Source organism: Marinobacter sp. UBA2688 (assembly GCF_002352785.1).
GTDB classification, from domain to species: domain Bacteria; phylum Pseudomonadota; class Gammaproteobacteria; order Pseudomonadales; family Oleiphilaceae; genus Marinobacter; species Marinobacter salarius.
The window spans coordinates 369,311-393,458 of sequence record NZ_DELU01000026.1; the positions used below are offsets into that span (position 1 = coordinate 369,311).

The following is a 24,148-nucleotide window of genomic DNA, read 5'->3' on the forward strand; positions in this document are numbered from 1 at the left end:
ATGCTAGGCTGAAATTACCGGCATGATTTCACTTAGTTACAGCATTTGACATTATTTTAGGATTCAAGTGATACGCGAGCGCAGCGTTCACTCATACTTTAGGAGAAGCGCACAAAGCCTGAACAGAGTTTACTCTGACGATCGTGCCAATCCTGGTTTCGAGACTACTTAACTATGCCAATGGGCCGCGAAGACATCGTAGAGACGGAAATCCCCGTATCCCAGTTGGCGATAGGGATGCATGTCATTCGTCTCGACCGGCCCTGGGAAGACACCGATTTCCTGCTTCAGGGCTTCATTCTTCAGACCGAGGAAGATGTGCTCGCCGTTCAGCAACAGTGCGAAACGGTCATCGTGGAAGGGCGTGTACAAGTCGCTCCAACCGCCGAGAGACATCTGCCGGTGAGCAAGCGGAAAACCTCCGTTGGAACAGGCCGGGGCGACGGCTCTCAAGCGCCTTCGGCCATCCCCAAGCGAAAAGTCACTTACGTCAATAAAGTAGACGCCCGCCGGGAAATGGCAACGGCGCGGATGAATTATGCCGATGCCAAAGCCACGGCTAAAAACATCATGTCCAGCCTACGGCTCGGGCGCACCCTGGAAATGAACCAGATCCACCAGGTGGTGGATAACTGCGTCGACAGCGTGCTGCGCAACGACAACGCCCTGTTGCTGCTCACCAAGATCAAGAACAAGGACGAATACACGGCCGAACACTGCATCAACGTATCGATCCTGTCGGCAGCGTTTGCCAAACATCTGGGACTGCTGGAGGGAGAGATCCGCACTGTGGCGCTTTGCGGCCTGCTCCACGACGTAGGTAAGATGCGCATCGACGACGAGATCCTGAACAAGCCCGGGGCCCTCACGCCCGAAGAGTTCGCGGTGATGAAAAACCACACCACATTTGGTCGCGATGTGCTGGCGGCACTCCCCCGACTGGCACACGCGGCCGTTGATGTCGCTTATTCCCACCACGAACGAATGGATGGCAAGGGCTATCCAAGAGGCCTGTCCGGGCAGCAGATTCCGCTGTTCGCGAAAATCGTGGGGCTGGTCGACACCTACGACGCCATCACCAGTTCCCGGGTTTACGACAAGGGGCGGGCGTCCATGGAAGCTTTGCAGATTATTCACCGCAACAAGGGCGCCCAGTTCGATGCGGGGCTGGCAGTGGAGTTTATCCGCATGGTTGGCGTTTACCCGCCCGGTTCCATCGTGGAAATGACCAACGGTGAGGTAGGCATCGTGGTGGCCACCCATCCCACCAGCAAACTCAAACCGCGAGCGCTACTGGTGAGGGACTCGAACAAACACCCGTTGGCGACTTTCCGCGAAGTAAACCTGCTGAAAGAAGCATCGGACAGCACCGGGCAACCTTACAAGATTGCCCGAGAGGTGCCGGACGAAAGCTACGGTATCGTGATGAAAAACTTCATCGAACAGGGCATCCTCAGTCGCAAGGCCCCGGAGATATCAGCCCCGGTCGATGACGGCCATGGTGAGTCTTGAGATACAGGTCAGCTTACCTTCCTCGTTTTCCAGCTTTATTTCCCAGACCTGCGTTGTACCGCCGATATGAACCGGGCGGGCCGTACCGTACACCCAGCCACTGGTAACCGACCGAATGTGGTTGGCGTTGATGTCCAGACCCACCGCAATCTGGTTCTCCTTGCGCAGGCAATAGTTGGCGGCCATGCTGCCCAACGTCTCCGCCAGCACCACTGACGATCCGCCGTGGAGAATGCCAAACGGCTGCACCGTACGCTCGTCGACCGGAATCCGGCCAATCACGTAGTCATCGCCAATTTCCACGTACTCAATACCCATGGTCTCGACAGCGGTGTTTTTACTCGCTTCGGCCATTTGTTCGAGGGTGGGGATACTGCGGGTCCAGATTGCCATCGACTGCTACCTCCTAGTGTTGTGGGCCCTGTAAGCTGAGGGGCGCCAAAGCTCTTTAGTGTATACAGATAGGTAGCGAACGACCATAGGGTGGGTATCCTATAAACGCATCCCACCAGGCAAGACTAACCATACCCTGAATTGTTATTGATAATCGTTTGCATTAGAGATTATTGCTGCTAGTCTTTCAGTGAGTCGAAGCAAACAGGAGAAGGTGTGATGAGCCGAGCAGCAACTCAACTGGCCGGCAACGCCAGCAGCATTTTTCAGGCGTGGCTGGATCTGAAACAGCAGACTGATCGCAACGTACAACTCCATACCAACCGCAGCCCAGAGACAAAGCGCACGGAACAGTCGCAACGTTGATTCAAACAGTTTTTTCAACATCACCCCGCCATGAGTGTTCTGGTGCGATCGCTCGCCCACACGGTTGAATTCCAGCCGGATCACCGCAACAAAGAAGATTATAAGGCAGTTGTCAGAATACATCCCTTGATCAAAAAGGACAGGTTACATGAAAGTACTGATGGTTCTCACCTCGCACGATCAGATGGGAGATACCGGGCACAAGACCGGCTTTTGGCTGGAAGAGTTCACCGCCCCCTATTACGTTTTCAAGGATGCTGGCGCAGACATCACCGTTGCCTCTCCCAAGGGCGGGCAGCCACCCGTCGACCCCAACAGTGAAACTGAGGATGCACTGACGGAAACCACCCGTCGTTTCCAGCAGGACGCCCATGCCAAGGAAGCGCTCGCCAGCACGAAGAAACTGGCGGATGTGGATATGAACGACTATGACGCCCTGTTTTACCCCGGAGGCCATGGCCCATTGTGGGATCTGGTGAACGATGACAAGTCCGTCGCTCTGATCAAGGCAGCCTACGAACAGGACAAGGTCATTGGCGCCGTATGCCATGCCCCGGCGGTCTTCAGAGACGTCGAGATCAAGCCAGGGCAGAACCTCGTCGGCGGTCGCAACGTGACCGGTTTCAGCAACAGTGAGGAAGACACCGTTGGCCTGACCAACGTTGTGCCATTCCTGCTGGAAGACATGCTGAAGGAAAAATCCGCCACCTACACCTGCGGGGATGACTTCACACCGCACATCGTGGTGGACGGTAAGCTGATTACCGGGCAGAACCCGCCCTCCTCGGAAGGCACCGCCAAGGCGGTGATGCAGGCCTTGCAGCAGGGCTGATCAGCGATCCTGAACTTGCTCCCCGGCGTGACTGATCAGCACGCCGGGAGCGCCTTCCTCCAGCGTTTTCCGGATGGCGTCCGGCAGTGGCGTCTTCGTCATTGTCGACGGCTGGATCAACACGTAAGTGATATCAGCCTCTGCCACCAGCAATCCATCACCGTACCGATAAAATTCAAGATGCACCGTGAATGAGGTGTTACCGATACGGCCAGCTCGTATCCTGGCTTCCAACACATCATCAAAGCGCGCCGGTGCCCGATAGTTCACGGTGAGACTCACTACCTGAATGTCCAGATCCTGATCCAGCAGATTCTGGTAATCCCCGAACAGAACGCGGATATATTCATTAACGGAAATGTCCACGTAATCCGCGTAGCGTGCATTGAACACCACACTCTGGGCATCGCATTCACCGTAGCGGACGCGAAACCGAAACCGGAATGGCAGGTCGGTCGATTCAGTCATGGTCACTCAGCCCCAAAATCCGAGAAGCCCCCAGCCTACCCCATCCAGAAATCATTTTCTGCCGGTACTGCCATTAAGAACCAGGTAACAACCATAGCCGATCACAACACCCCAGAACGCAGACGACAGCCCGAACACCGACATGCCAGAGGCCGTCACAATAAAGGTGATCAATGACGCTTCACGATGGCTGGCATCTTCCAGCGCGGCAAACAGGTTGCCCGCAATAGCCCCCAGCAACGCCAGCCCCGCAAGTACCGCAACAAAGGCCGCAGGCAGTGAGGTGAACAGACTGACGATGGTACCGGCAAACAGGCCACCCACCAGATAGAACACGCCGTTAAACACACCGGCAACGTATCGACGGGAGGGGTCTTCGTGGGCATCCTTACCCGTGCAGATGGCGGCGGTGATTGCCGCCACCACCGTGGTGATACCGCCAAAGAACGCCATCGGCAGCGATACCAGGCTGGTCACCCCGATGATCGGCTTGGCCCTGACCGGGTACCCGGCCCCCTGAAGGATTGCCATGCCTGGGAGAAATTGCCCGGTCAGGCTCACCAGTACCAGCGGAATCGCCAGGCTCAACGTTGATCCAAGGTTCCACTCCGGCTCAATGAACTGTGGGACTGCAATACTCCAGCGCACGCCAGACAGTGATGCCCCTTCCAATACCACTGCCAGAATCACACCGGCAATCAACAGCAAAATCAGGGTGTACTTGGGAAACAGACGACGGAACACCACGTAGGAAAGCAGCATGCCAATCGCCAGCGCCGGGGTTGTTTCAATCGCGGTAAACGCCCCCACGCCGAACTGGAACAGGATGCCCGCCATCATGCCCGCGGCAATGCCCTTGGGAATGGCACGAACGAACGTGTCAAAGGTGCCTGAGACACCAATGATAAAAATGATGACCGCCGCCGTAATATAGGCGCCTACGGCCTCATTCAGCGACAGTTCCGGAAACAGCGCCACCAACAACGCGGTGCCGGGCGCCGACCAGGCAGTGACGACCGGCGCCTTGAGCCAGATCGACAGAATGATGCCGGAAACCGCCGCACCCATGGAGATTGCCCAGACCCAGGACGTCATCATCTCGTCGGAAATGCCAGCACTTGCTCCAGCCTGGAACAGGATGGCCAGCGGCCCGGAGTAGGACACCAGAACGGCCAGAAACCCGGCCACAATGGCCGGCAAAGAAAGGTCTTTCAGAAGTCTCGACATAAGCGCAATCCGTTGTTGGTTTTATGATTCTGCTTAACGAAAAAGGGCCCCAGGCGCTTACACGCCGGGGCCAAGGAGGGTCAGACTGACTGTCTACCCTGGGTTGCATCCGCATCCGGCCTACCCCAGATCGCCCCCAGCAACGGGAATAACGGTACCAGTAATATAGCTGGCAGAGTCTGACGCCAGAAACAGAATCGGTTCGGCCTGCTCGTCCAGGGTTCCATAACGATTCATGAAGCTGTTTTCCGTGGTCTGGTCAATCAGCGTCTGATACCAGGCCTTCTCCTGCTCACTCTGCTCTTTTGCATTGCGCGGCGTCAGGCGCGGGGGCGCTTCTGTGCCTCCGGGGGCGGCGGCATTTACCCGGATATTGTGCGGCGCGTATTCATAGGCCAGGTTCACCGTCATCGCATTCACGCCGCCCTTGGCCGCGCCATAGGGCACACGCATCAGCCCGCGCGTTGCCACCGACGATACGTTCACGATGACACCTCCCTTCTGCTGAAGCATATGAGGCAGAACCGCCCGGCAGCACCACAACGTGGTAAACAGTGAACGCTGGATTTCCTTCTCGATCTGCTCCGGGGTGTAGTGTTCAAACGGCTGTGCCCAGATCGTACCGCCGACATTGTTGATCAGAATATCGATGCGACCGTACTGCTTCTGCGCTTCTGCCATAACGCTTTCAGCACCGACCCAGGTTTCCAGATTGGCCTGGACAGCAACGGCATCAGCCCCCTGGTCACGCAACTCCGCGGCAACGCCCTGAACGTAATCCGCAATATCAACCAGAAGCAGCCTGGCGCCCTCGGCGGCGGCCAGCTCGGCCACGCGCTTGCCAATCCCCTGGGCGGCGCCGGTAATCACCATGACCTTGTCGGTGAAGCGGTCTTTCATGCGACCTTCTCCCTGGCCGACGGTGCACTGGGTGTGAACTTCTCGTAGTGGAAGGAGTTCGGTTCAATGCCCTTCTCACGGAAGAACCCGAGCACGGAATCCACCATGGGAGGGGGACCACAAAGGTAGACATCGACGTCGCCGTCGTTCACCGGCGCTTCGTCCATATGCTGGGTGACATACCCCTTGCGCGGATGGTCACTTTCTTCGCCAGAAACAACCGTCACGTAGCTGAAGTTGTCCAGCTCCGCGGCAAAACGGTCCAGAATATCCAGGCACACCAGGTCATCGTCATTGCTGACGCCATACACCAGGTGAGTTGGCTGATCACAGCCATTGGCTTTCAGATACTCCAGCTTTGCCAGCATCGGCGCCAGGCCGGTGCCACCTGCCAGCATCAGTATCGACCGTTCAACGGGACGTAGATAGAAGCTGCCCATCGGGCCGGTCAGGGTCACCTTGTCACCAGTGCGCGCCTCGCCCACGAGCCACGAACTCATCAGCCCGCCCGGCACGTTGCGAATCAGGAAACTGAGATCGCGGCTGCCGGGCGGCGAGCTGAAGGAGTAGGCCCGGGTCTCTTCGGAGCCTGGAACCTGAATGTTCACGTACTGTCCCGGCAGAAAGGCAATGTCTTCATCGGCCGTGATCTTCAGCTCGATCGACGTGGGCGAGATCAGGTTCACCTCGGCCACCGTCCCTGCCACTTCCGCATTGCCGGTCTTGCACATGGTGGAAGCGACTGGCACTTCCACCACACAATCACTGGAGGGCACCATCTGGCAGGTCAGCACCATGCCCTGCTCGGCTTCCTCGTCAGACAGCGCTTCGTCAATGTATTCATCACCCATGTCGAACTCGCCCTGACGGCAGGCACCCTTGCAGGTGCCGCAGACGCCATCGGAGCAGTCCATGGGCAGATTGATCTGCGAACGGTAGGCGGCGTCCAGAACCGTCTCGCCTTCGTTGCAGGACACAAAACGGGTAACGCCGTCTTCAAAGTTAAGCGCGATGTTATAACTCATGATGATGCTCTCCCCATCAATTACAGGTGATAAACGTCCAGCACCTGATTGATGCAATCGTTGTTCAGGACCATCCTCTTCTCCCGGATCAGCGGCTGGTCGCCGGTGACATCCAGGGTGTAGAAAGACGTTCCAAAGAATTCCGCAGTTTTCTTGTAGCGATAGGACTTGGTCAGCCAGTTAAACCGCAATGTCACTTCACTCTCGTTCTGGGACAGGATCTCCAGATTGCTGGTGAAATGGGTCGTGCGCGGCTCGGGCATGGAACTGGCGCCGGAACGCTCGGTTTTGATCCGGTAGATCCGGTCTTCCAGGCCTTCCTTGTTGGGGTAGTAGATGAGCGAGATCTCGCTTTGCGGATCTTCTGTCAGCTCATCGTCATCGTCCCAGGCCGGCATCCAGTAGGTGACGTCCTCGTGGTAGCACTCCAGCCACTTGTCCCACTCCCGGTCGTCCAGAAAACGGGCCTCACGGATGATGAACTGTTCGATATCGTGATAGCTCAGGCTCATGCGGAAGCCTCCTCTGAATCTGTTGAACTCGAAGCCAAAGGAATGAAACGGGCACGCTCGGCCTCGATGGCGCGAGTCATCTCAACCTGCCAATGCTTGTGGTGATTCACATACAGGCCTTCGTCGTCCGGGCGGGCGCCGCTCATGGTCGGCTTCATGTCGATCTGGTCGGCGTGCTCATCCGGGCCATCGATCCAGTGGGCCGCGCCGCGGCTCATGTCGTTCCAACGCATGTCACGGGCTTCGTAGCCGTTCTGGCAGGCACGGAATTCCTCCAGATCGTCCGGAGTGCCCATACCGGTCACATTGAAGAAATCCTCGTACTGACGGATGCGCTTGGCGCGCAGCTCTGCCGGCTCGTTCTTCGGGCCAAAGGCGTAAATGGTGACTTCCGTCTTGTTGACGTCGATCGGCCGGGTCACCCGGATCTGGGTCGAGAACTGATCCATCAGGTAAACGTTCGGATACAGGCACAGATTCTTGGTGGTACGAACGATGGAATCGGCACGAGCTTCGCCGTAGGTCTTCTCCAGACGTTCCAGCTGGCTGAAGATCGGGCGCACTTCCGGGTTCAGCAAGCGGGTCCACAGCATCATGTGGCCGTTCTCGAAGGAGTAGAAACCACCCTCGGCAGACCAACTCTTGGCATCCACCGCTTCGGTGCCGCCCTTGTCGTAATTACGCTGGCCCATGGTGGAGAGGTAGTTCCAGTGCACGGTGCCCACGTGGTAGCCGTCCGCACCGTTTTCGGCGGTCAGCTTCCAGTTACCTTCATAGGTATAGGTCGAACTGCCCCGCAGGATTTCCAGGCCGTCTTCCGACTGATCCACGATGTTGTCGATGATCTTGGTGGTTTCACCCAGATGCTCTTCGAGCGGAAGCACGTCGGCATTGAGACTGCCGAACAGGAAGCCACGGTAGTTGCCAAACTTTGGCATTTGCTTCAGGTCGTGGGAGCCATCGGTATTGAACTGCTCCGGGTAACCGCCCTTCTTCTGGTCCTTGGCCTTCAAAAGCTGACCGTCGTTGCGGAAAGTCCAGCCGTGGAACGGGCAGGTAAAGGAGGTCTTGTTGCCACGCTTTTTACGGCACAGGGTGGCGCCACGGTGCGAGCAGGTGTTCAGTATGGCTTTGAGCTCGCCATCCTTGGTGCGGGTGATTACTACCGGCTGGCGACCCACGGTCACCGTGAAGTAGTCGCCCGGCTCCGGAATCTGGCTTTCATGGGCGAGGTACACCCAGTTGCCTTCAAAGATGTACTTCATCTCCAGGTCAAACAGTTCCTGGTCGGTGAAGATACCCCGATCACACTGATAACGGCCGGTTTCCGGATCCGCGATCACCGCGTCGCGTACTTTGTCTGCAAGCTTGTCGAGTTTGCTAGTCATGTCGTTCACTCCGTCTTGTTCTTGGGTGGCGCTTAGGCAACGTCGGTTTCCAGGGCGCGACGGCGTGCGTGGCGTTCCTGGAGCTCGGGCTTGTCTGTCGCAACCAGAGTGACGTTGAACTCAACCTCGGTAATCGGTCCGTTCACGCCATGCTGTGCACCTGTTTCCGACTGCTCAACACGATTGGCGGCAACCACCAGTTCTTGGCGGGTGGCAAATGCAAAGTCGTCGTAGGTGTACTCGTCACCGGCAATGTTGATCTGCGTCGTCAGGTGCTTGTAACCCGGCTTCGACACAAAATAATGAATGTGCGCGGGGCGTTGACCGTGACGGCCCAGATGATTCAGCAACTGCTGAGTGGAGCCTTCCGGCGGGCAACCGTAACCGGACGGCATGATGCTCTGGGCGGCGTACCGGCCTTCGGCGTCGGTTTTGATACGACGGCGCAGGTTGTACTCGCTCTGCGATTGGTCGAAATAGGAGTAGGCACCCTTGGTATCTGCGTGCCAGATATCCACGACCGCGTTCGCCAGCGGCTCACCGTTTTCATCGGTGATTCGGCCCTTGATCAGGATGGCTTCGGCGTCCTTGTCGGAGCCGTCGTCCATGCGATCAAAGCCTTCGCTCATGGGGGCGCCGGCAACGTACAGCGGGCCTTCGATGGTGCGCGGCGTACCGCCGGTCAGGCCGGCCTGCTCGTCTTCGGCGTCCTGGCGAATGTCCAGGTAACGGTCCATACCCAGGCCCGGCGCCAGCAGGGCTGCCTCACCATTTGCGCCCAGTTCGCCCACGTAATAGACGGCGCTCCAGAACTCCTCGGGCGTGACATCGAAATCTTCCACGATCTGGAAAATATCGTGCATGACGCGATGAACGATCTTCTTCATACGCTCATTGCCACCGTCCTTGTCGAAGCCGGCTACTTTCTCCAGCAGTTCCTTCACATCTGCGGATTGCATGGTCTTAACGGTCATTGTTGGTCTCCTCGGTCTTTTGTTGTTGTTGCTCCAGACATCCCAATCAATTGGCAACAAGTTCTGTGTGGCGCCTGAAAACATTGGGCGCCGGTATTGGCTGATTACGCCCGTTAGCGGTCATCCTCGTGAATGGATGACGGGTGACGGCACAGGGGCGCAACGGTGATATCCATGTACGGGAACAGCGGAAGGTTGCCGACCAGGTCCTGCAGCTCGGCGTTGTCCTCCACATCAAAAATACTGACGTTGGCGTAGCTACCCGCCACACGCCACAGGTGGCGCCATTTGCCCTTTTCCTGCAGGTCCTGGGCGTAAGCTTTTTCCCGGGCCTTGATGTCCGCTACCACATCGGCGGGCATGTCGTGGGGGATGTTCACTTTCATCTCAACTTTGAACAGCATGTGCTTTCCTCCGTTATCCATTCTTGCGGCGTACTTACGGCCGGCGCCCTATGCGTCTCTGCGATAGACCGCCAGCTTGTCTTCATCAATCTCGACACCCAGGCCCGGGCCCTGCGGCAGGTCCACGCCGTTGGCGTGGAAGTTCAGCGGGCGCACCACGATGTCGTCTTTCATCAGTAGAGGGCCGAACATCTCTGTTCCCCAGTGAAGGGTTTCCAGCGTGGACCAGGCGTGCAGGGACGCGGCGGTACCGATGGTGCCTTCCAGCAGGGTGCCGCCGTACAGTCCGAGTCCTGCGGACTGGGCAACCGTCGCCTGTTCCAACGCCCGGATCGGGCCGCCAGCCTTGGCAATTTTCATGGCCACCGCACCGGCAAATCCTCCGGCCGCCAGGGCAAACAGGTCCTTGGCGTCGGCTACGGATTCATCGGCCAGAATCGGGATATGGAATTTTTCGGACAGGCGTACCAGGGCGCCAAAATCCTTCATCGGGGTAGGCTGCTCCACCAGATCAATGCCCGCGGCCTGCAACTCAGCCATACCCTTGGCTGCCGTGGCTTCATCCCAGGCCTGATTGACGTCAACACGCACACTGGCCTGCTCGCCCACGGCTTCCTTGATAGCCGCCACATGGCGCACATCATCCATCACTGCGCGAGAACCAATCTTCAGCTTGAAATCGCAGTGGCGTTGTTGCGCGATCAGACTGTGCGCCTCATCAATATCTTTGGCGGTATCGCCACTGGCTAACGTCCAGAGCACCGGAATGTGCTGATGCAGAGCGCCGCCGAGCAGATCGGAAACCGGACGATTCAGGCGCTTGCCCTGCAGATCCAGCAGCGCGGTTTCAATGGCAGACTTGGCCAGGTTGTTTCCGCGGGTCGCACGGTTTAGCCTTACCCTAAGAGTATTGATGGCATCCGCTGGCTGATCGATCAGCAGTGGCTTGAAATAGGTGTCGATGGTAAGTTTCACGCTTTCGGGGCTTTCCGGGCCGTAGGCCAGACCACCGATCGTGGTGGCTTCACCCAAACCTTCCAGGCCATCGGAATCCTTCATCCGCACGATCACCATGGTCTGAACCCCCATGGTTGTCATGGATAGTTTGTGCGGCCGGATGGTCGGGATATCGACCAGGATGGCTTCAATGGACTGAATGGTGGCGGACATGTGCTCTCCGAATCGCAAGTTAAAATACCTGTCATTCGGACAGTACGAAGTTTCACGTATGGGAACCAATATTGATTAAGTACGAAGCGATACCCTGGAGGTATGGATGGAGCTGAGACACTTGCGCTACTTCGTGGCGGTGGCAGAGGAACTGAACCTCACCCGTGCTGCGGAAAAGCTGTTTATCGCCCAGCCACCTCTGACCCGTGCCATCAAACAGCTGGAAGAAGAAGTGGGGGTTGCGCTGTTCATCCGGAAGCCCCGGGGGCTGGTATTAACGACCGGCGGTGAATACTTTCTTGAGCAGGCACGGCAGATTCTCGGCAAGATGGCCGCAACCGTCAGCGACACCCGCCGGATCGCCCAACACCGCAAAACCGTTTTTTCCATCGGCTTCGTCCCCTCCGTGTTCTACGGGCAACTGCCACTGATGGTCAGACGCCTGCGGCGCAACAAGAACCTGGAAATCATCCTGCACGAACTGAAAACACGGGAGCAGGTAGATGCGCTGAAATCGGGGAAGATTGATATCGGTTTTGGCCGGGTGCGCATCGAAGACCCGGACGTTGAGCAGGAACTGCTGTTTGACGAACCCATGATTGCCGCCATTCCTGCTGGTAACCCCCTGACCCGGCATCCGCCATCGATGAAGGAGCTGTCGGAATGGCCGATGATCACCTTCCCGTCCGGCCCGGGACCGAACTTCGCCGATCTGACCCAGGGCCTTTTCCACCGCCGAGGCCTGCGAGTCAACGTGATGCAGCAAGTCAACGACGTGCAGACGGCGCTCTCCTTGGTGGCTTCGGACATGGGGTTTACCCTGGTGCCGGAGCAGGTCCGGCGGTTGCACCGGGAGGGAGTGGACTATATGCCCCTGGAAGACGACAACATCAGCGTACCGGTTATTGCGTCACGGCGACGGGGAGAAAACCCCAATGCGGTCATGCGGCTGGCGAACACGATTCTGGATGAGCTGGTGGAAAACCGGCTGACGGGCCGGTATCCGTGATTTCAGCGGGTCGTTCGCCGTACCGCCTCGGCCGCCTGCTGCAACCGGGGCAAATACACCCCCATCAGTGTCTCCATATCCACCCGCGCCGCATTGGTACTGATATTGATCGCGCCCAGCAGCTCGCCATTGCCGGCAAACACCGGCACCGCAGCGGAACGAAGGCCTGAGTCGAGCTCCTGATCCACAATCGAATAGCCCTGCTCCCGAACCTTCGCGATGTCTTTCTTCAGGGCATTGGCATTGGTAATGGAAGAAGCCGTATAGGGCTCGAGCTTCACCCGAAGAAGAAACGCCTCCAGCTCCGCTTCCGGCAACTGCGCCAGCAGCACCCGGCCCATAGAGGTATAGGCCGCCGGCAGACGTGTGCCCACAGAAAGGGTAATAGCCATCAGCCGGTGTCGGGCCGATGAGCGCACCACGTACACCACATCGTCACCGTCCAGCACCGCCAGTGAGGATGACTCACCCAACTCGGCCGTAACGTCCTCAAGGTATTGCTGGATTACCGCCCGGTACTGATTCGACGATTGGTAGGCATAGCCCAGCTGCAAGACGCGAGGGGTCAACTCGAACTGTCGGCCGTTACGTTTTACGAACCCCAGCGCGTGAAGAGTAAGCAGGAAACGACGCGCCTTGGCCCGGTCCATATCCGTCCGTGTCGCCACCTCGCTCAGGGTCATCCGTGGATGCTCAGCGTCAAACGCCTGCAACACCTCCAGCCCTGACGCCAGCGCACCTACATAATCCCGGTCTCCGGGCCTGAGAACCTGATCGTCCATTCCTGCTCCTTACTCGCCTGAACACAGCCTGTTCGAATGGTAACAGCTCGTTCGCTATCCGAACATCCGTGCATTTTTGGTAACTGGTGAAAATTTGTACTTGACGACGACAAAACCTTCGAGTCATTATGTTCGCATATTAAACTTATGTTCGTATATCGAACTTTTCAACAATGCACTGCACTGGAGATTCCGTGATGGCTGAATTTCTCTCTCTCAAGGAAGCCGTGAGCCGCTATATCAGCAATGGCGATACGGTCTGTATGGAAGGCTTTACGCACCTGATCCCCTTCGCTGCGGGCCACGAAATCATTCGCCAGGAAAAGCGCGACCTGACACTCATCCGCATGACACCGGATCTGGTGTACGACCAGATGATCGGTGCGGGTTGCGCCCGAAAACTGATCTTCTCCTGGGGCGGAAACCCAGGCGTGGGCTCACTGCATCGCCTGCGAGATGCCGTCGAGAAAGGCTGGCCGAATAAACTGGAGATCCTGGAGCACAGCCACGCTGCCATGGCCTGCGCCTATGAAGCCGGTGCTGCCGGCCTGCCACTGGCAGTGCTCCGTGGCTACGTGGGCAGCGATCTGCCAAAGGTGAATGACCAGATCAAATTCATCGAGTGCCCGTTCACCGGAGAGCGCCTGGCCGCCGTGCCATCGGTACGTCCAGACGTTGCTGTGATTCATGCCCAGCGGGCCGACCGCAAAGGCAATGTACTGATAGAAGGCATTGTGGGTATCCAGAAAGAAGTGGTTCTAGCCGCCAAGCGCAGCATCGTCACCGTTGAAGAAGTGGTGGACGATCTGGGCGCTTCCGTGAACGCCTGCGTGTTGCCGTCCTGGGCGGTTACGGCCATTGCCGAGGCCCCAAAAGGCGCCAGCCCGTCCTATGCGCTGGGCTATTACGACCGCGACAACGCTTTCTACAAAGAGTGGGACGGCATTGCCCGGGACCGGGAAACCTTCCAGAGCTGGCTGAAAGACAACGTATTTGAAAAAGGAGCTGCGTGATGAGCCTTGAATTTACCTCTTCGGAAATGATGAGCGTCACTGCCGCCCGCGCACTGACCAACGACATGACCTGTTTCGTCGGTATCGGCCTGCCCAGTGAAGCCGCCAACCTGGCACGCCTGACCCACGCGCCCGACGTCACCCTGATTTACGAATCCGGCACCCTGCAGACCAAGCCGGACGTTCTTCCACTGTCCATCGGTGATGGCGAACTGTGCGAATCGGCGTTGACCACCGTCGGCGTTCCGGAGATGTTCCGCTACTGGCTCCAGGGCGGCCACATCAGTGTCGGCTTCCTGGGCACCGCCCAGATCGACCGTTTCGCCAACCTCAACACCACCCTGATTGGAGACTACCGCGAACCGAAAGTGCGGCTGCCAGGCGGTGGCGGTGCCCCTGAGATTGCCACCAACGCGAAGGAAGTGTTCATTACCGTGAAGCATTCCAAACGCACCTTCGTGAAGGACGTGGACTTCGTCACCACCGTTGGTTTTGGACGCGACGGCACCGCTCGGGATAATGTCCCTAATATTGGTCGTGGCCCCACGGTGGTCATTACCGATCTGTGCATTCTCAAGCCGGACCCGGACACCAAAGAACTGGTGGTCACTTCCTTGCATCCGAACGTGACCCGGGAAGAAGTGATCGAAGCGACTGGCTGGGAGATCCGGTTTGCGGAACAGCTGGAAACAACGCCGGAACCCAGTGCCAAAGAGCTGGACATCCTGCGTGACCTGAAAGCGCGCACACATGCACATCATGCCGGCCAACAATGAGGACTATCATGACTGACGTTTATCTCTGCCACCCCCGCCGTTCGGCCATTGGCCGTTTCGGCGGCACCCTGGCCAGCGTTCGCCCCGATGACCTCGCGGCGCATATCTTCAAGGCTGTACTGGAACAGGCCCCGGAACTCGACCCCGCTGCCATCGACGAGGTGATGATGGGGTCTGCCAACCAGGCCGGTGAAGACAACCGCAATATCGCCCGGATGTCTGCCCTGCTCGCAGGCCTGCCCACCTCCGTGCCCGGCACTACCCTAAACCGCCTGTGTGGCTCCGGCATGGACGCAGTGGGCACCGCCTTTCGCGCCATACGCGCCGGCGAAATGGAGCTGGTACTGGCCGGCGGCGTGGAATCCATGTCCCGCGCGCCCTATGTGATGGGCAAGGCTGACTCGGCTTTTTCACGGGGTCAGAAGATCGAAGACACCACCATCGGCTGGCGCTTCGTGAACCCGCTGATGAAGAAGCAATACGGCATCGACTCCATGCCGGAAACCGCGGAAAACGTCGCCGAGCAGTACCAGGTGTCGCGGGAAGATCAGGACCTGTTTGCCTTCCGTTCCCAGGAAAAAACCGCCCGGGCACAGAAGGAAGGCCGCTTCGCAGAAGAAATCGTGCCGGTATCCATTCCCCGCCGAAAACAGGACCCGCTGGTATTCGATGCCGACGAACATCCCCGTGCAAGCACCCTGGAGAAACTCGCCTCCTTGCCAACCCCTTTCCGGGAAGGCGGAAGCGTGACCGCCGGCAATGCTTCCGGCGTCAACGATGGTGCCGCGGCTATGCTGGTTGCCAGTGAAAACGCGGTAAAAGCCCACGGCCTGAAACCCATGGCCCGCATCCTGGGCATGGCCACGGCCGGCGTGGAACCGCGTATTATGGGCATTGGCCCGGTCCCCGCCGTTCGAAAACTGCTGGAGAAGCAAGGCATCGGCATTGACGACATCGACGTGATCGAACTGAACGAAGCCTTTGCCGCGCAAGGACTGGCCGTACTACGGGAACTGGGCGTTACCGACGACGATCCCCGGGTCAACCCGAACGGCGGCGCCATCGCCCTTGGGCATCCACTGGGCATGTCTGGCGCGAGACTGCTGCAAACGGCAGCCCACCAGCTGCAACACACCGGCGGCCGATACGCGCTTTGCACCATGTGTGTGGGCGTCGGCCAGGGTATTGCAACACTTATCGAACGCGTCTAAGGCAAGGAGCTACCATGGCTTTTCTGAAACATAACGGCCGCACCGTCTGTTACCGCCTGCTCGGTGATAGCGCGAAACCGCTGCTGATGCTGGCACACCCCCTGGGCATGACGCAGGCCGTGTGGGACGACATGCTCCCTGCACTGCTGAACAGCTTCCGGGTACTCACCTGGGACTTGCCAGGACATGGCGCCAGCGCGGCCTGGCCAGAGGCCAGTGACCAGATCGCCCCTGAAGATCTGGCACAGGAGGCCCTCGCACTCGCCACTGCCGCCGAGGCACAGCGTTTCCACTTCGCGGGCACGTCCATCGGGGGCGTGATTGGCCAACAGCTCGTCAGCAAGCATGCAGACCGATTGCTGTCCGCCACACTCACCAACACCGGAGCCGTCATCGGCACCCCCGACGCCTGGAACACCCGTTCTGCGAGCGTTCTGGAACTGGGCCTGAGCACCATGGCGGTGGATATTGTGCCGCGCTGGTTCGGCCCCGCCGTCTGCGAACAGCAACCAGCGCTGGTGGAAGGCTGGCGCGTGATCATGGGGCGCGGCGATAACCGTAGTTATGCCCTGCTGTGCGAAATGCTGGGGCGGGTCGACTTCCGCGAAATGCTCGGCGAGCAACGCGTACCACTCCGGTTAGTGGGAGGGTCCGACGACGTGGCCACACCGCCAGACACCCTGAGGGCGCTGGCCGACGTCAGTGGTGCGGCGGAGCCGGTCATTCTGGAGCAGGTTGGCCACGTGCCTTCCGTTGAGTGCCCGGACAAGTTAACCCAGATCCTGGTCGGCAACCTAAGCTGATCGACAAGCAAGCCAGGCCCGTGTGTCTCCCGGCCTGGCTTTCATTCCCGTCAGCACCCAACTTCACTATACGGACACACCTCTGCACTCTGCGGATAGTGGCGCCGCCAAAAAAGCCTTAGCGTTTCAGCACAATCAGAACTATTGCCCTGCGGAAACACCACTATGGCTGACACCCTCGCGTTCGAACAAGAACCGACACACTCCGGAACCTCCAAAACCCCCATCTACGGCACACTGATCCTGGCGTTAGCGGGCATGGTATTGCTGCTTGCCACAGCAGGCAGCCTCCTTCAGGTTGTTGCTGCAACTCTGACCTTGGGCCTTGTTGCCGCCGCTCTCGCCCTCTGCGTGAAATGGCAGCCAGAGGTTATCACCGTCCGTGAGGAAATACCGGTGCCCGTACTGGAACCCGTCGCAGAGCCGTTGCCGGAAACCAACCTGCAAGAACAACCGTTAGCCCCCGACCCCATGCTCATCAGCCACCTCGACGATTTGCGCAATAATGTCGAGGTCATCCTGGAAGAAATGGGCGAGGCCGGCAAACTCGCCAAGGCATCGGGCGCCAAAGTCACCCACAGCGCCAGCTGCATTTCCGACTCCGAAGCCTCCATCCGGGAGCTGGCCGATTTCATGGGACGCATTGATGAGGTCTTCACACAACTGGGTACACAGTCCGGGGAAATTGGCACCATCGTCGGCAACATTCAGGATATTGCCAAACAGACCAATCTGCTGGCCCTGAACGCTTCCATTGAAGCCGCCCGGGCGGGGGAACATGGCAGAGGGTTCGCCGTGGTGGCAGACGAAGTGCGCCATCTTGCGGTTCGTGCCAACGAATCCAGCGAAGGCATTCGCGCCATCGCCAACAGCCTGACAACCACGTCGGTGGACGCGGGCAATGGCATGGAGAGAATCCGCGAGTCGTGCAACCAGTGCCTGGGCCAGTCCGGTGAAGCCTTACAGGCAATGAAGGATATTCAGGCCGGGGCCGTGGCCCGAATGGAAGTGGTGCAGGGAATTACTGACCGTCTACAGGTTCAGCGTGAGCTGACCCACCAGCTTTATACCGATCTCAGCCCGAACGACTGATTTTCAGGCATCGTTGTACACCGAGTCTTCATTTTTTCGTCGGCCAACTGTCTGAAATATAAAGTTCCAACAATACTGTGCAATCACCGGACACCCCTGTGCAGAAAACGGATATTTCTGTAGCGCCGTGACGCCTCTAATGACAGAACCGCAAAACAAAAATTTCGAGGTGTTGAAATGAACAGGACCAAATCCCTTGCCAGCGCAGTACTGGCAACGACTCTAACCGCAGGCATGAGCCTGGGCGCCCATGCAGCCGCCGGTGACCCGGTAAAAATTGGCGTTATGCTGCCGTTCAGTGGCATCTACGCACAACTGGGCGAAGCCGGGCGCGACGGCCTGAAGCTGGCGCTGAAGGAAAACGCCGCCAACCTGCACGGCGCGGACATTGAATTTATTGAGCTGGATACCGAAGCCAAACCATCACGGGCTCCAGAACTGGCGTCGTCTCTGCTGAACCAACACGAAGCGGACTTTATAATTGGCCCGGTTCACTCCGGTGTTGCCATGGGCATGATCAAGATGCTTCGTGGCAAGGATACCGTGATGATCATTCCGAACGCAGGTGCGGCAGCGGCCACAGGCCCATTGTGCTCGCCCAACATGTTCCGGACGTCCTTCTCATCCTGGCAGCCATCCTACCCCATGGGCAAAGTCGCTCTGGAAAAGGGGTATAAGAAGGTTTATGCCATCAGCTGGAACTACGGCATGGGCCGCGAGAGCCTTGACGCTTTTGAAGAGTCGTTCACTGCCGGTGGTGGCGAGATTGTCGAGAAAGTGCTCCTGCCCTTTCCATCTACCAACTTCCAGTCCCACGTGAGCTCCATTGCGGATACAAATCCCGACGCTGTATTCACCTTCTTCGCTGGCGGCGGCGCCATCAAGTTCGTGAAGGACTATGATGCCATGGGCCTGCGCGGCAAGATTCCGCTGCTGGGGTCCGGCTTCCTCACCGAAGGCACTCTGAAGGCGCAGGGCGACGCTGCCGAAGGCGTGATGACCGGTCTGCACTATGCAGAGCAACTGGATGTTCCCAAGAACCGGGAATTCCGCGAAGCCTTCAATACCGAATACGGCCACTACCCGGACATCTACGCCGTACAGGGCTATGACGCGGGGCAGGCTATCGCTAACACCATCGACCAGCTCAAGGGTGACATTTCGGACAAGCAGGCCGTGATCAGCACCATGGAAAAGCTGACCATCGACAGCCCGCGTGGAGAGTTCACCTTCTCCAAGGCCCACAACCCGATCCAGAACGTCTATCTGAGGGAAGTGAAGGACGGCGTGAACGTGGTGCAGAGCATCGCCGCCGAAGCGCTGGAAGACCCTGCCCGTGGCTGCAAGCTCTAAGCACGGGTTCTGAATCCCCCGGCGAAAGCCGGGGGCTCATCTGAAGCTCCCTTGCCCACACCTGAACTGACTTATCCGTAAAACCGTTGGGTATCACTATGTCTACCGAACTTTTCTTCGTGCAACTTATTAATGGTCTCCAGTATGGGTTGCTTCTGTTTTTGATCGCCTCCGGCCTGACCCTGGTGTTTGGTGTCATGGGCATCCTTAACCTGGCCCATGGCTCCATGTACATGGTCGGTGCCTATCTGGTGTGGTACTTCGTTGCGGTAACCGGCAGCTTTACGGTATCCGCCATTCTCTCGGCGGTCATCGCCCTCGGCCTGGGCATACTGATCGAACGGGTATTGATACAGCGATTGTATAACCGCAACCACCTGGATCAGGTACTGCTGACCATCGGCATGATCTTCGTGTTCAACTCGCTGCAAAGCATTCTCTGGGGCAACGACCCTTATGGCGTCGCGGTTCCTGACGCGCTGAGCGGTTCCGTACCCTTCACCGACAACTCCAGTTACCCGATTTACCGCATCTTTGCGGCATTCATCTGTATCGCCATCGCCGCCGCGCTTTATTTTGTGGTGAGCAAGACCCGCCTGGGCATGCTGATCCGTGCCGGAGAATCCAACCGAGAAATGGTGGAAGCCCTGGGCGTCAATATCAAAAGCCTCTACACCATCGTGTTTGCGATTGGCGTCATGCTGGCCGCGGTGTCTGGCATTATCGCCGCCCCCATGCGCTCCATTGTTCCGGGTATGGGCGAAAGCGTCCTGATTACCTGCTTCGTGGTGGTGGTCATCGGCGGCATGGGTTCGATCAAAGGCGCCTTTGTGGGAGCCCTCCTGGTGGGGGTTATCAGCACATTTGCTGCGGTACTGATGCCCACCATGTCCAACATGATTATCTACATCTTTATGATCCTGGTGCTGCTGGTGAAGCCCCAAGGCCTGTTCGCCAAGTAAGCGGGAGCCGAACATGATTTTTGAAAAGCGCACTGAACGCATTTTCCTGGCGATTTTCTTTCTGATCGCCCTTTGCATTCCCTTGTTCCTGGAAGATAATTCCTTCTTCGTGGGGAAATCCACCACCATCCTGATCCTGGCTGTATTCGTGATGTCGCTGGATTTTCTGGTAGGACGTGTTGGCCTGGTAACCCTGGGGCACGCACTCTTTTATGGGCTGGGCGGCTATCTGTTCGTTATCCTTGCTCCTGAGTATGAAGCGGTCAACTTCTGGATCTACGCTTTCTACGTCATGGGGATCAGCGCCCTGATCGCACTGGTTATCGGCGTAGTGGTACTTCGCACATCCGGCATTTACTTCATTATGATTACCCTGGCCATATCGCAGATGGGCTATTACTTCTTCTTCGACTCGCTAGAGTTCGGCGGTGGCGACGGCCTATTCATTTTCATGAAGCCGGAAACCAGCATCTTTGGGCTGAACTTCCTGGATCTGGATAACCCGACACACTTTTACTACCTGGCTTTGCTGGCTGTGCTGGTTACGCTGCTGGTTATAAAAATCATCCTGCGTTCGCGTTTTGGCCGCATTGTGGAAGCCAGCCGCCTGAATCCGGAACGCACCGAGGCCCTGGGCTATAACATTTTCGCGTTCCGTCTGATCAGCTACATCATTGGCAGCACCCTGGCGGCCTACGCCGGACTGTTGTTCGCCCTGCAGTATGGCTACGTCAATCCGCAATTCATGACCTGGGAAATGTCCGGTACCGCCCTGGTGATGTCCATCCTCGGTGGTATGGGCACCATCTACGGCGCCATTCTCGGCACCATTACCTATGAAGGTCTGCAGTATTTCTTCGAGCACATGAGCGAAGACTGGATGCTGTTCATGGGCGGCGCGATCATCCTGATGGTCCTGCTGCTGCGCAAAGGCCTGGCCGGTTACCTTGAAAAGCTGCTGGAGAAATAATCATGGCCAACGACATCATTCTGGAAACCGAATCCCTCAGCAAACACTGGGGCGGCATCAAGGCACTCAACGACATTTCCCTGCAGTTTCATGACCGACAACTGCACGGCGTGGTCGGTCCCAACGGCGCGGGCAAAAGTACGCTGCTGAATATGCTGTGCGGCACACTGAAACCGACCAGCGGGTGTATTTTCCACAAGGGCGATCAGATTGAGGGCATGAAACCCTGGAAATTTGTGCGCCGGGGCATTGGCCGCAGCTTCCAGAAAACCAACATCTACGCTGATGTCACCTGCCTGGAAAACTGCGCCGTGGCCGCTCAACGCCGCTTCACCGGCAGCTTCAATCTGTTCGCGTCGCGTCATTCCAACAAGCTGGTTCGGGAAGCGGCTGAAAAAGCGCTGTGCCAGGTGGGGCTCGAAAGCCGCATCCACACCGTCGCAGCGGAAATATCCTACGGTGAGCAACGCCAGCTTGAGTTGGCGATGGTGCTGGCAACCGACCCCTGCATCCTGCTGCTGGATGAGCCTATGGCGGGCATGGGTCACGAGGAGTCCCAGCGCATTATCGAGCTGCTGAACGAACTCAAGCAGACCTACAGCATTGTGCTGGTGGAGCACGATATGGATGCCATCTTCGAGCTCTCCGACCAGCTGACCGTACTGGACAACGGCACCCATCTGATCACCGGCACCGTGGATGAAGTACGTAACGAGCCCCGGGTGAAAGAAGCCTACCTGGGCAAGGAAGACGAGGAGGAAGCGGCATGAGCAACAGTCTTCTGGAAGTTAAAAACCTCAACACCCTGTATGGCCGAAGCCACATCCTTCACGATCTGTCGTTCCGGCTGGATAAGGGGCAGTCCATGAGCCTGATGGGGCGTAATGGCATGGGCAAGACCACCACGCTCAAGTCCATTCTTGGCATCGTGCCGCCCCGCAGTGGTCATGTGTATTTCGACGGACAGGACATCAGCAACCTGCCGACCTGGAAGCGGATGCGCCGCGACATAGCCTATGTTCCCGAAGGCCGGGGCATGTTCCACAATCTGACGGTGAAGGAACACCTGCAAATGGCCGCCCGCCCCGACAGCAACGGCAACACCGGCTGGAATTTCGATCGGGTCATGGATACCTTTCCGCGCCTTCAGGAGCGCCTGTCAAACCTGGGTACGGAGTTGTCCGGGGGCGAGCAGCAGATGCTGGCGATCGGTCGCGCGTTGGTCACCAATCCCCGACTGATGATTCTGGACGAGGCAACCGAAGGTCTGGCGCCGCTGATCCGCCAGGACATCTGGAACGTGATTGCCACCATTCGTGAGTCGGGCATTTCCACACTGATCGTGGACAAGAACATCAAGGCGCTGAAAAAGCTCTGTGACCGTCATGTGGTGGTGGTGAAAGGACAGGTTCACTTTGATGGCAGCTCCGAAGAACTGGACCAGAATCTGGAAAAGGTCGAAACCGCACTTAGTGTTTAGATGTACCCCAAACAGCCTGCTGCAGAATCCGATCTAAGGTGGTAGCCGCTCAATTGGTTTGAACCATTGTTCCGCGGACATTCTCAAATGCCCGCGGAACAATGGATAACCCGGACATATTTCCGCCTGCGTTCTTAACGAATCATCGAAGCAGATAGCAATGTTTAAACTGAGACCGCCCCAGGCAGCGCAGAGAAACTCGGTACTTTAAATGCCTTATTACTAGTGTTCCGTTCGGTTAATTCGCTGTCTCATAAAGGTTATAATGGGAACTCATCGATCAGCAAGCATAGGTTTCCATTGTGCCCAAGCCCGCAGCCCCATTTAATCTGACCGTAAACGATCAACTGGAACTCGAAGGCTGGTGCCGAACCAATACTCTGAGCCAGCATCTGGCTCAACGTGCCAGGATTCTTTTGTTACTGAATGAAGGCGAGACGCCTCAAGGGATCTCGGACTCGCTTCAGGTTAGCACTCAAACGGTATTCAAGTGGCGCAAGCGCTACCGTGAACAAGGTCTTGAGGGGCTTTATGATGCGCCGCGACCGGGGCAGCCCCGAAAACTGGACAACAAAACCGTCAAAAAGATTTTAGAGGACACGGTCCATAAGGTCCCGAAAGAAGCCACACACTGGAGTCTCAGCCTCATGGCAAAGCATGCCGGGGTGACGCGCTGGCAAGTGCGCCAGATCTGGCAAGCGGCGGATTTAAAGCCGCACCGGCTCAAAACGTTCAAAATCAGCAACGACCCGAACTTCGCTGAGAAAGTGTGTGACGTTGTCGGCCTTTATCTGAATCCACCGGACAATGCGCTGGTTCTGTCTGTTGATGAAAAGACCCAGATCCAGGCGCTCGACCGGACACAGCCAAAATTACAACTCAGGCCAGGACAAATTGAGCGTCATACGCACGACTACAAGCGCCATGGTACAACCAGCCTGTACGCGGCTTTTAACATTTTGACGGGCGAGGTGATTGGTCGTGTTACTCAACGCCATCGTGCCAAGGAGTTTCTGGACTTTTTGCGACAGATCGACCGGGAAAGCCCGAAGGATCTGGATCTGCACGTGATCCTGGATAACAGCTCGACTCACAAGACCCCGGAGGTCAAAACCTGGCTGGCTAAGAACCCCCGCTTCAAACTGCACTTCACGCCTACGAGCGCATCGTGGCTGAACGCCGTTGAGGGGTGGTTTGGACAACTGGAACGCCGCGCCCTTTATCGAGGCATTTTCACCAGCGTTGGTGAGTTGAAATCAGCGATCAAAAAGTACATTAAGGTCCACAACGAAAAACTGGCCAAGCCGTTCCGGTGGCATAAAAGCGCCGAAGCTATTATGACATCGGTGGCGCGGGCAAAGCTGAGTGCCATTGATAATAAGCGCGCGAATTAACCGAATGGGACACTAGTACATTTAAATTGTCTCAGTCAGACACCAGACATTTCTGACAATCGCATCGATATTCCCTCGAAGAAAGCACGACCCAACTTGGTCAACGTCCGTCGGCATGACGTTCATCACTCA

At 57.5% G+C, this 24,148-nt stretch carries 26 protein-coding genes; 15 read left to right on the plus strand and 11 right to left on the minus strand.

The genetic code is table 11. The features are described 5' to 3' along the window. The first annotated feature begins 174 nt into the window (after window positions 1-174). Complete coding sequence (locus B3M52_RS17115; RefSeq protein WP_286749936.1) at window positions 175-1,512, plus strand: HD-GYP domain-containing protein; 1,338 nt, start codon at window positions 175-177, stop codon at window positions 1,510-1,512. Here B3M52_RS17115 and B3M52_RS17120 read toward each other — a convergent pair. Then, the gene (locus B3M52_RS17120) at window positions 1,477-1,905 is read right to left on the minus strand and encodes a hotdog fold thioesterase (protein WP_286749938.1); all 429 of its coding nucleotides are present in this window, start codon (window positions 1,903-1,905) and stop codon (window positions 1,477-1,479) included. The two genes, B3M52_RS17115 and B3M52_RS17120, sit on opposite strands and share 36 nt — an antisense overlap. 219 nt (window positions 1,906-2,124) lie before the next feature. On the opposite strand from B3M52_RS17120, the gene B3M52_RS17125 reads away from it, so the two are divergent. Both B3M52_RS17125 and B3M52_RS17130 read left to right on the plus strand, forming a co-directional pair. Continuing rightward, window positions 2,125-2,271 (plus strand): hypothetical protein, encoded by a 147-nt coding sequence (locus B3M52_RS17125; RefSeq protein ID WP_286749939.1) that lies wholly within the window; start codon window positions 2,125-2,127, stop codon window positions 2,269-2,271. 148 nt (window positions 2,272-2,419) lie between these two features. Beyond that, window positions 2,420-3,103 (plus strand): type 1 glutamine amidotransferase domain-containing protein, encoded by a 684-nt coding sequence (locus B3M52_RS17130; protein ID WP_286749940.1) that lies wholly within the window; start codon window positions 2,420-2,422, stop codon window positions 3,101-3,103. Here the strand turns inward: B3M52_RS17130 and B3M52_RS17135 are convergent, their stop codons facing one another. From B3M52_RS17135 to B3M52_RS17175, 9 genes are all read right to left on the minus strand, one after another. Further along, on the minus strand, window positions 3,104-3,571 hold the full coding sequence (locus B3M52_RS17135; protein ID WP_286749941.1) for an acyl-CoA thioesterase: 468 nt from the start codon (window positions 3,569-3,571) through the stop codon (window positions 3,104-3,106). Window positions 3,572-3,622: 51 nt separating this feature from the next. Beyond that, window positions 3,623-4,798, minus strand: a complete 1,176-nt coding sequence (locus B3M52_RS17140; protein ID WP_286749942.1) for a benzoate/H(+) symporter BenE family transporter — start codon at window positions 4,796-4,798, stop codon at window positions 3,623-3,625. A gap of 120 nt (window positions 4,799-4,918) precedes the next feature. After that, window positions 4,919-5,698, minus strand: coding sequence for a benzoate diol dehydrogenase BenD (gene benD / locus B3M52_RS17145; protein ID WP_286749943.1), 780 nt, complete (start codon window positions 5,696-5,698; stop codon window positions 4,919-4,921). Further along, window positions 5,695-6,723, minus strand: coding sequence for a benzoate 1,2-dioxygenase electron transfer component BenC (gene benC, locus B3M52_RS17150; RefSeq protein WP_075195454.1), 1,029 nt, complete (start codon window positions 6,721-6,723; stop codon window positions 5,695-5,697). Before benC ends, benD begins: the two co-directional genes overlap by 4 nt. A gap of 20 nt (window positions 6,724-6,743) precedes the next feature. Further along, window positions 6,744-7,235, minus strand: coding sequence for a benzoate 1,2-dioxygenase small subunit (gene benB / locus B3M52_RS17155; RefSeq protein ID WP_075195455.1), 492 nt, complete (start codon window positions 7,233-7,235; stop codon window positions 6,744-6,746). Further along, a complete protein-coding gene (locus B3M52_RS17160) occupies window positions 7,232-8,623 on the minus strand; it encodes a Rieske 2Fe-2S domain-containing protein (protein ID WP_286749945.1) in 1,392 nt (463 codons plus the stop codon). Before B3M52_RS17160 ends, benB begins: the two co-directional genes overlap by 4 nt. 32 nt (window positions 8,624-8,655) lie before the next feature. Then, window positions 8,656-9,597: a catechol 1,2-dioxygenase gene (catA, locus tag B3M52_RS17165; RefSeq protein WP_286749947.1), complete on the minus strand. Its 942-nt coding sequence runs from the start codon at window positions 9,595-9,597 to the stop codon at window positions 8,656-8,658. Between the two features lie 113 nt (window positions 9,598-9,710). Then, window positions 9,711-10,001 carry a muconolactone Delta-isomerase gene (gene catC, locus B3M52_RS17170; RefSeq protein WP_007152837.1) on the minus strand — a complete coding sequence of 97 codons (291 nt, stop codon included), beginning with the start codon at window positions 9,999-10,001 and terminating at the stop codon, window positions 9,711-9,713. A gap of 48 nt (window positions 10,002-10,049) precedes the next feature. Then, window positions 10,050-11,171: a muconate/chloromuconate family cycloisomerase gene (locus B3M52_RS17175; RefSeq protein ID WP_286749949.1), complete on the minus strand. Its 1,122-nt coding sequence runs from the start codon at window positions 11,169-11,171 to the stop codon at window positions 10,050-10,052. Window positions 11,172-11,277: 106 nt separating this feature from the next. On the opposite strand from B3M52_RS17175, the gene B3M52_RS17180 reads away from it, so the two are divergent. Beyond that, window positions 11,278-12,180, plus strand: a complete 903-nt coding sequence (locus B3M52_RS17180; RefSeq protein ID WP_286749950.1) for a LysR family transcriptional regulator — start codon at window positions 11,278-11,280, stop codon at window positions 12,178-12,180. A 2-nt stretch (window positions 12,181-12,182) separates the two neighbouring features. Here B3M52_RS17180 and B3M52_RS17185 read toward each other — a convergent pair whose 3' ends face one another. Beyond that, a complete protein-coding gene (locus B3M52_RS17185; protein ID WP_286749951.1) occupies window positions 12,183-12,962 on the minus strand; it encodes an IclR family transcriptional regulator domain-containing protein in 780 nt (259 codons plus the stop codon). A 197-nt stretch (window positions 12,963-13,159) separates the two neighbouring features. Between B3M52_RS17185 and B3M52_RS17190 the strand changes: the two genes are divergently transcribed. The 11 genes from B3M52_RS17190 to B3M52_RS17240 all read left to right on the plus strand — a co-directional run bounded on the left by B3M52_RS17190 (window position 13,160) and on the right by B3M52_RS17240 (window position 24,016). Then, entirely contained in the window at window positions 13,160-13,975 is an 816-nt protein-coding gene (locus B3M52_RS17190; protein WP_136633519.1) for a CoA transferase subunit A, read from the plus strand. Next, window positions 13,975-14,751: a CoA-transferase subunit beta gene (locus tag B3M52_RS17195; RefSeq protein WP_286749953.1), complete on the plus strand. Its 777-nt coding sequence runs from the start codon at window positions 13,975-13,977 to the stop codon at window positions 14,749-14,751. The genes B3M52_RS17190 and B3M52_RS17195 overlap by 1 nt, the downstream gene beginning before the upstream one ends. An 8-nt stretch (window positions 14,752-14,759) precedes the next feature. Continuing rightward, complete coding sequence (gene pcaF / locus B3M52_RS17200; RefSeq protein ID WP_414673603.1) at window positions 14,760-15,962, plus strand: 3-oxoadipyl-CoA thiolase; 1,203 nt, start codon at window positions 14,760-14,762, stop codon at window positions 15,960-15,962. A 14-nt stretch (window positions 15,963-15,976) separates the two neighbouring features. Continuing rightward, window positions 15,977-16,765 carry an alpha/beta fold hydrolase gene (locus B3M52_RS17205; protein ID WP_286749954.1) on the plus strand — a complete coding sequence of 263 codons (789 nt, stop codon included), beginning with the start codon at window positions 15,977-15,979 and terminating at the stop codon, window positions 16,763-16,765. A 165-nt stretch (window positions 16,766-16,930) separates the two neighbouring features. Further along, the gene (locus tag B3M52_RS17210) at window positions 16,931-17,857 is read left to right on the plus strand and encodes a methyl-accepting chemotaxis protein (RefSeq protein ID WP_286749955.1); all 927 of its coding nucleotides are present in this window, start codon (window positions 16,931-16,933) and stop codon (window positions 17,855-17,857) included. Window positions 17,858-18,034: 177 nt separating this feature from the next. Continuing rightward, window positions 18,035-19,210 (plus strand): ABC transporter substrate-binding protein, encoded by a 1,176-nt coding sequence (locus B3M52_RS17215; protein WP_286749956.1) that lies wholly within the window; start codon window positions 18,035-18,037, stop codon window positions 19,208-19,210. 98 nt (window positions 19,211-19,308) lie between these two features. Further along, window positions 19,309-20,172: a branched-chain amino acid ABC transporter permease gene (locus B3M52_RS17220; protein WP_273622778.1), complete on the plus strand. Its 864-nt coding sequence runs from the start codon at window positions 19,309-19,311 to the stop codon at window positions 20,170-20,172. 13 nt (window positions 20,173-20,185) lie between these two features. After that, complete coding sequence (locus B3M52_RS17225; RefSeq protein ID WP_286749959.1) at window positions 20,186-21,142, plus strand: branched-chain amino acid ABC transporter permease; 957 nt, start codon at window positions 20,186-20,188, stop codon at window positions 21,140-21,142. Between the two features lie 2 nt (window positions 21,143-21,144). After that, window positions 21,145-21,912 (plus strand): ABC transporter ATP-binding protein, encoded by a 768-nt coding sequence (locus B3M52_RS17230; protein ID WP_075195475.1) that lies wholly within the window; start codon window positions 21,145-21,147, stop codon window positions 21,910-21,912. After that, on the plus strand, window positions 21,909-22,622 hold the full coding sequence (locus B3M52_RS17235; RefSeq protein WP_075195476.1) for an ABC transporter ATP-binding protein: 714 nt from the start codon (window positions 21,909-21,911) through the stop codon (window positions 22,620-22,622). Before B3M52_RS17230 ends, B3M52_RS17235 begins: the two co-directional genes overlap by 4 nt. A gap of 302 nt (window positions 22,623-22,924) precedes the next feature. Beyond that, entirely contained in the window at window positions 22,925-24,016 is a 1,092-nt protein-coding gene (locus tag B3M52_RS17240) for an IS630 family transposase (RefSeq protein ID WP_199448324.1), read from the plus strand. The last annotated feature ends 132 nt before the right edge of the window (window positions 24,017-24,148 follow it).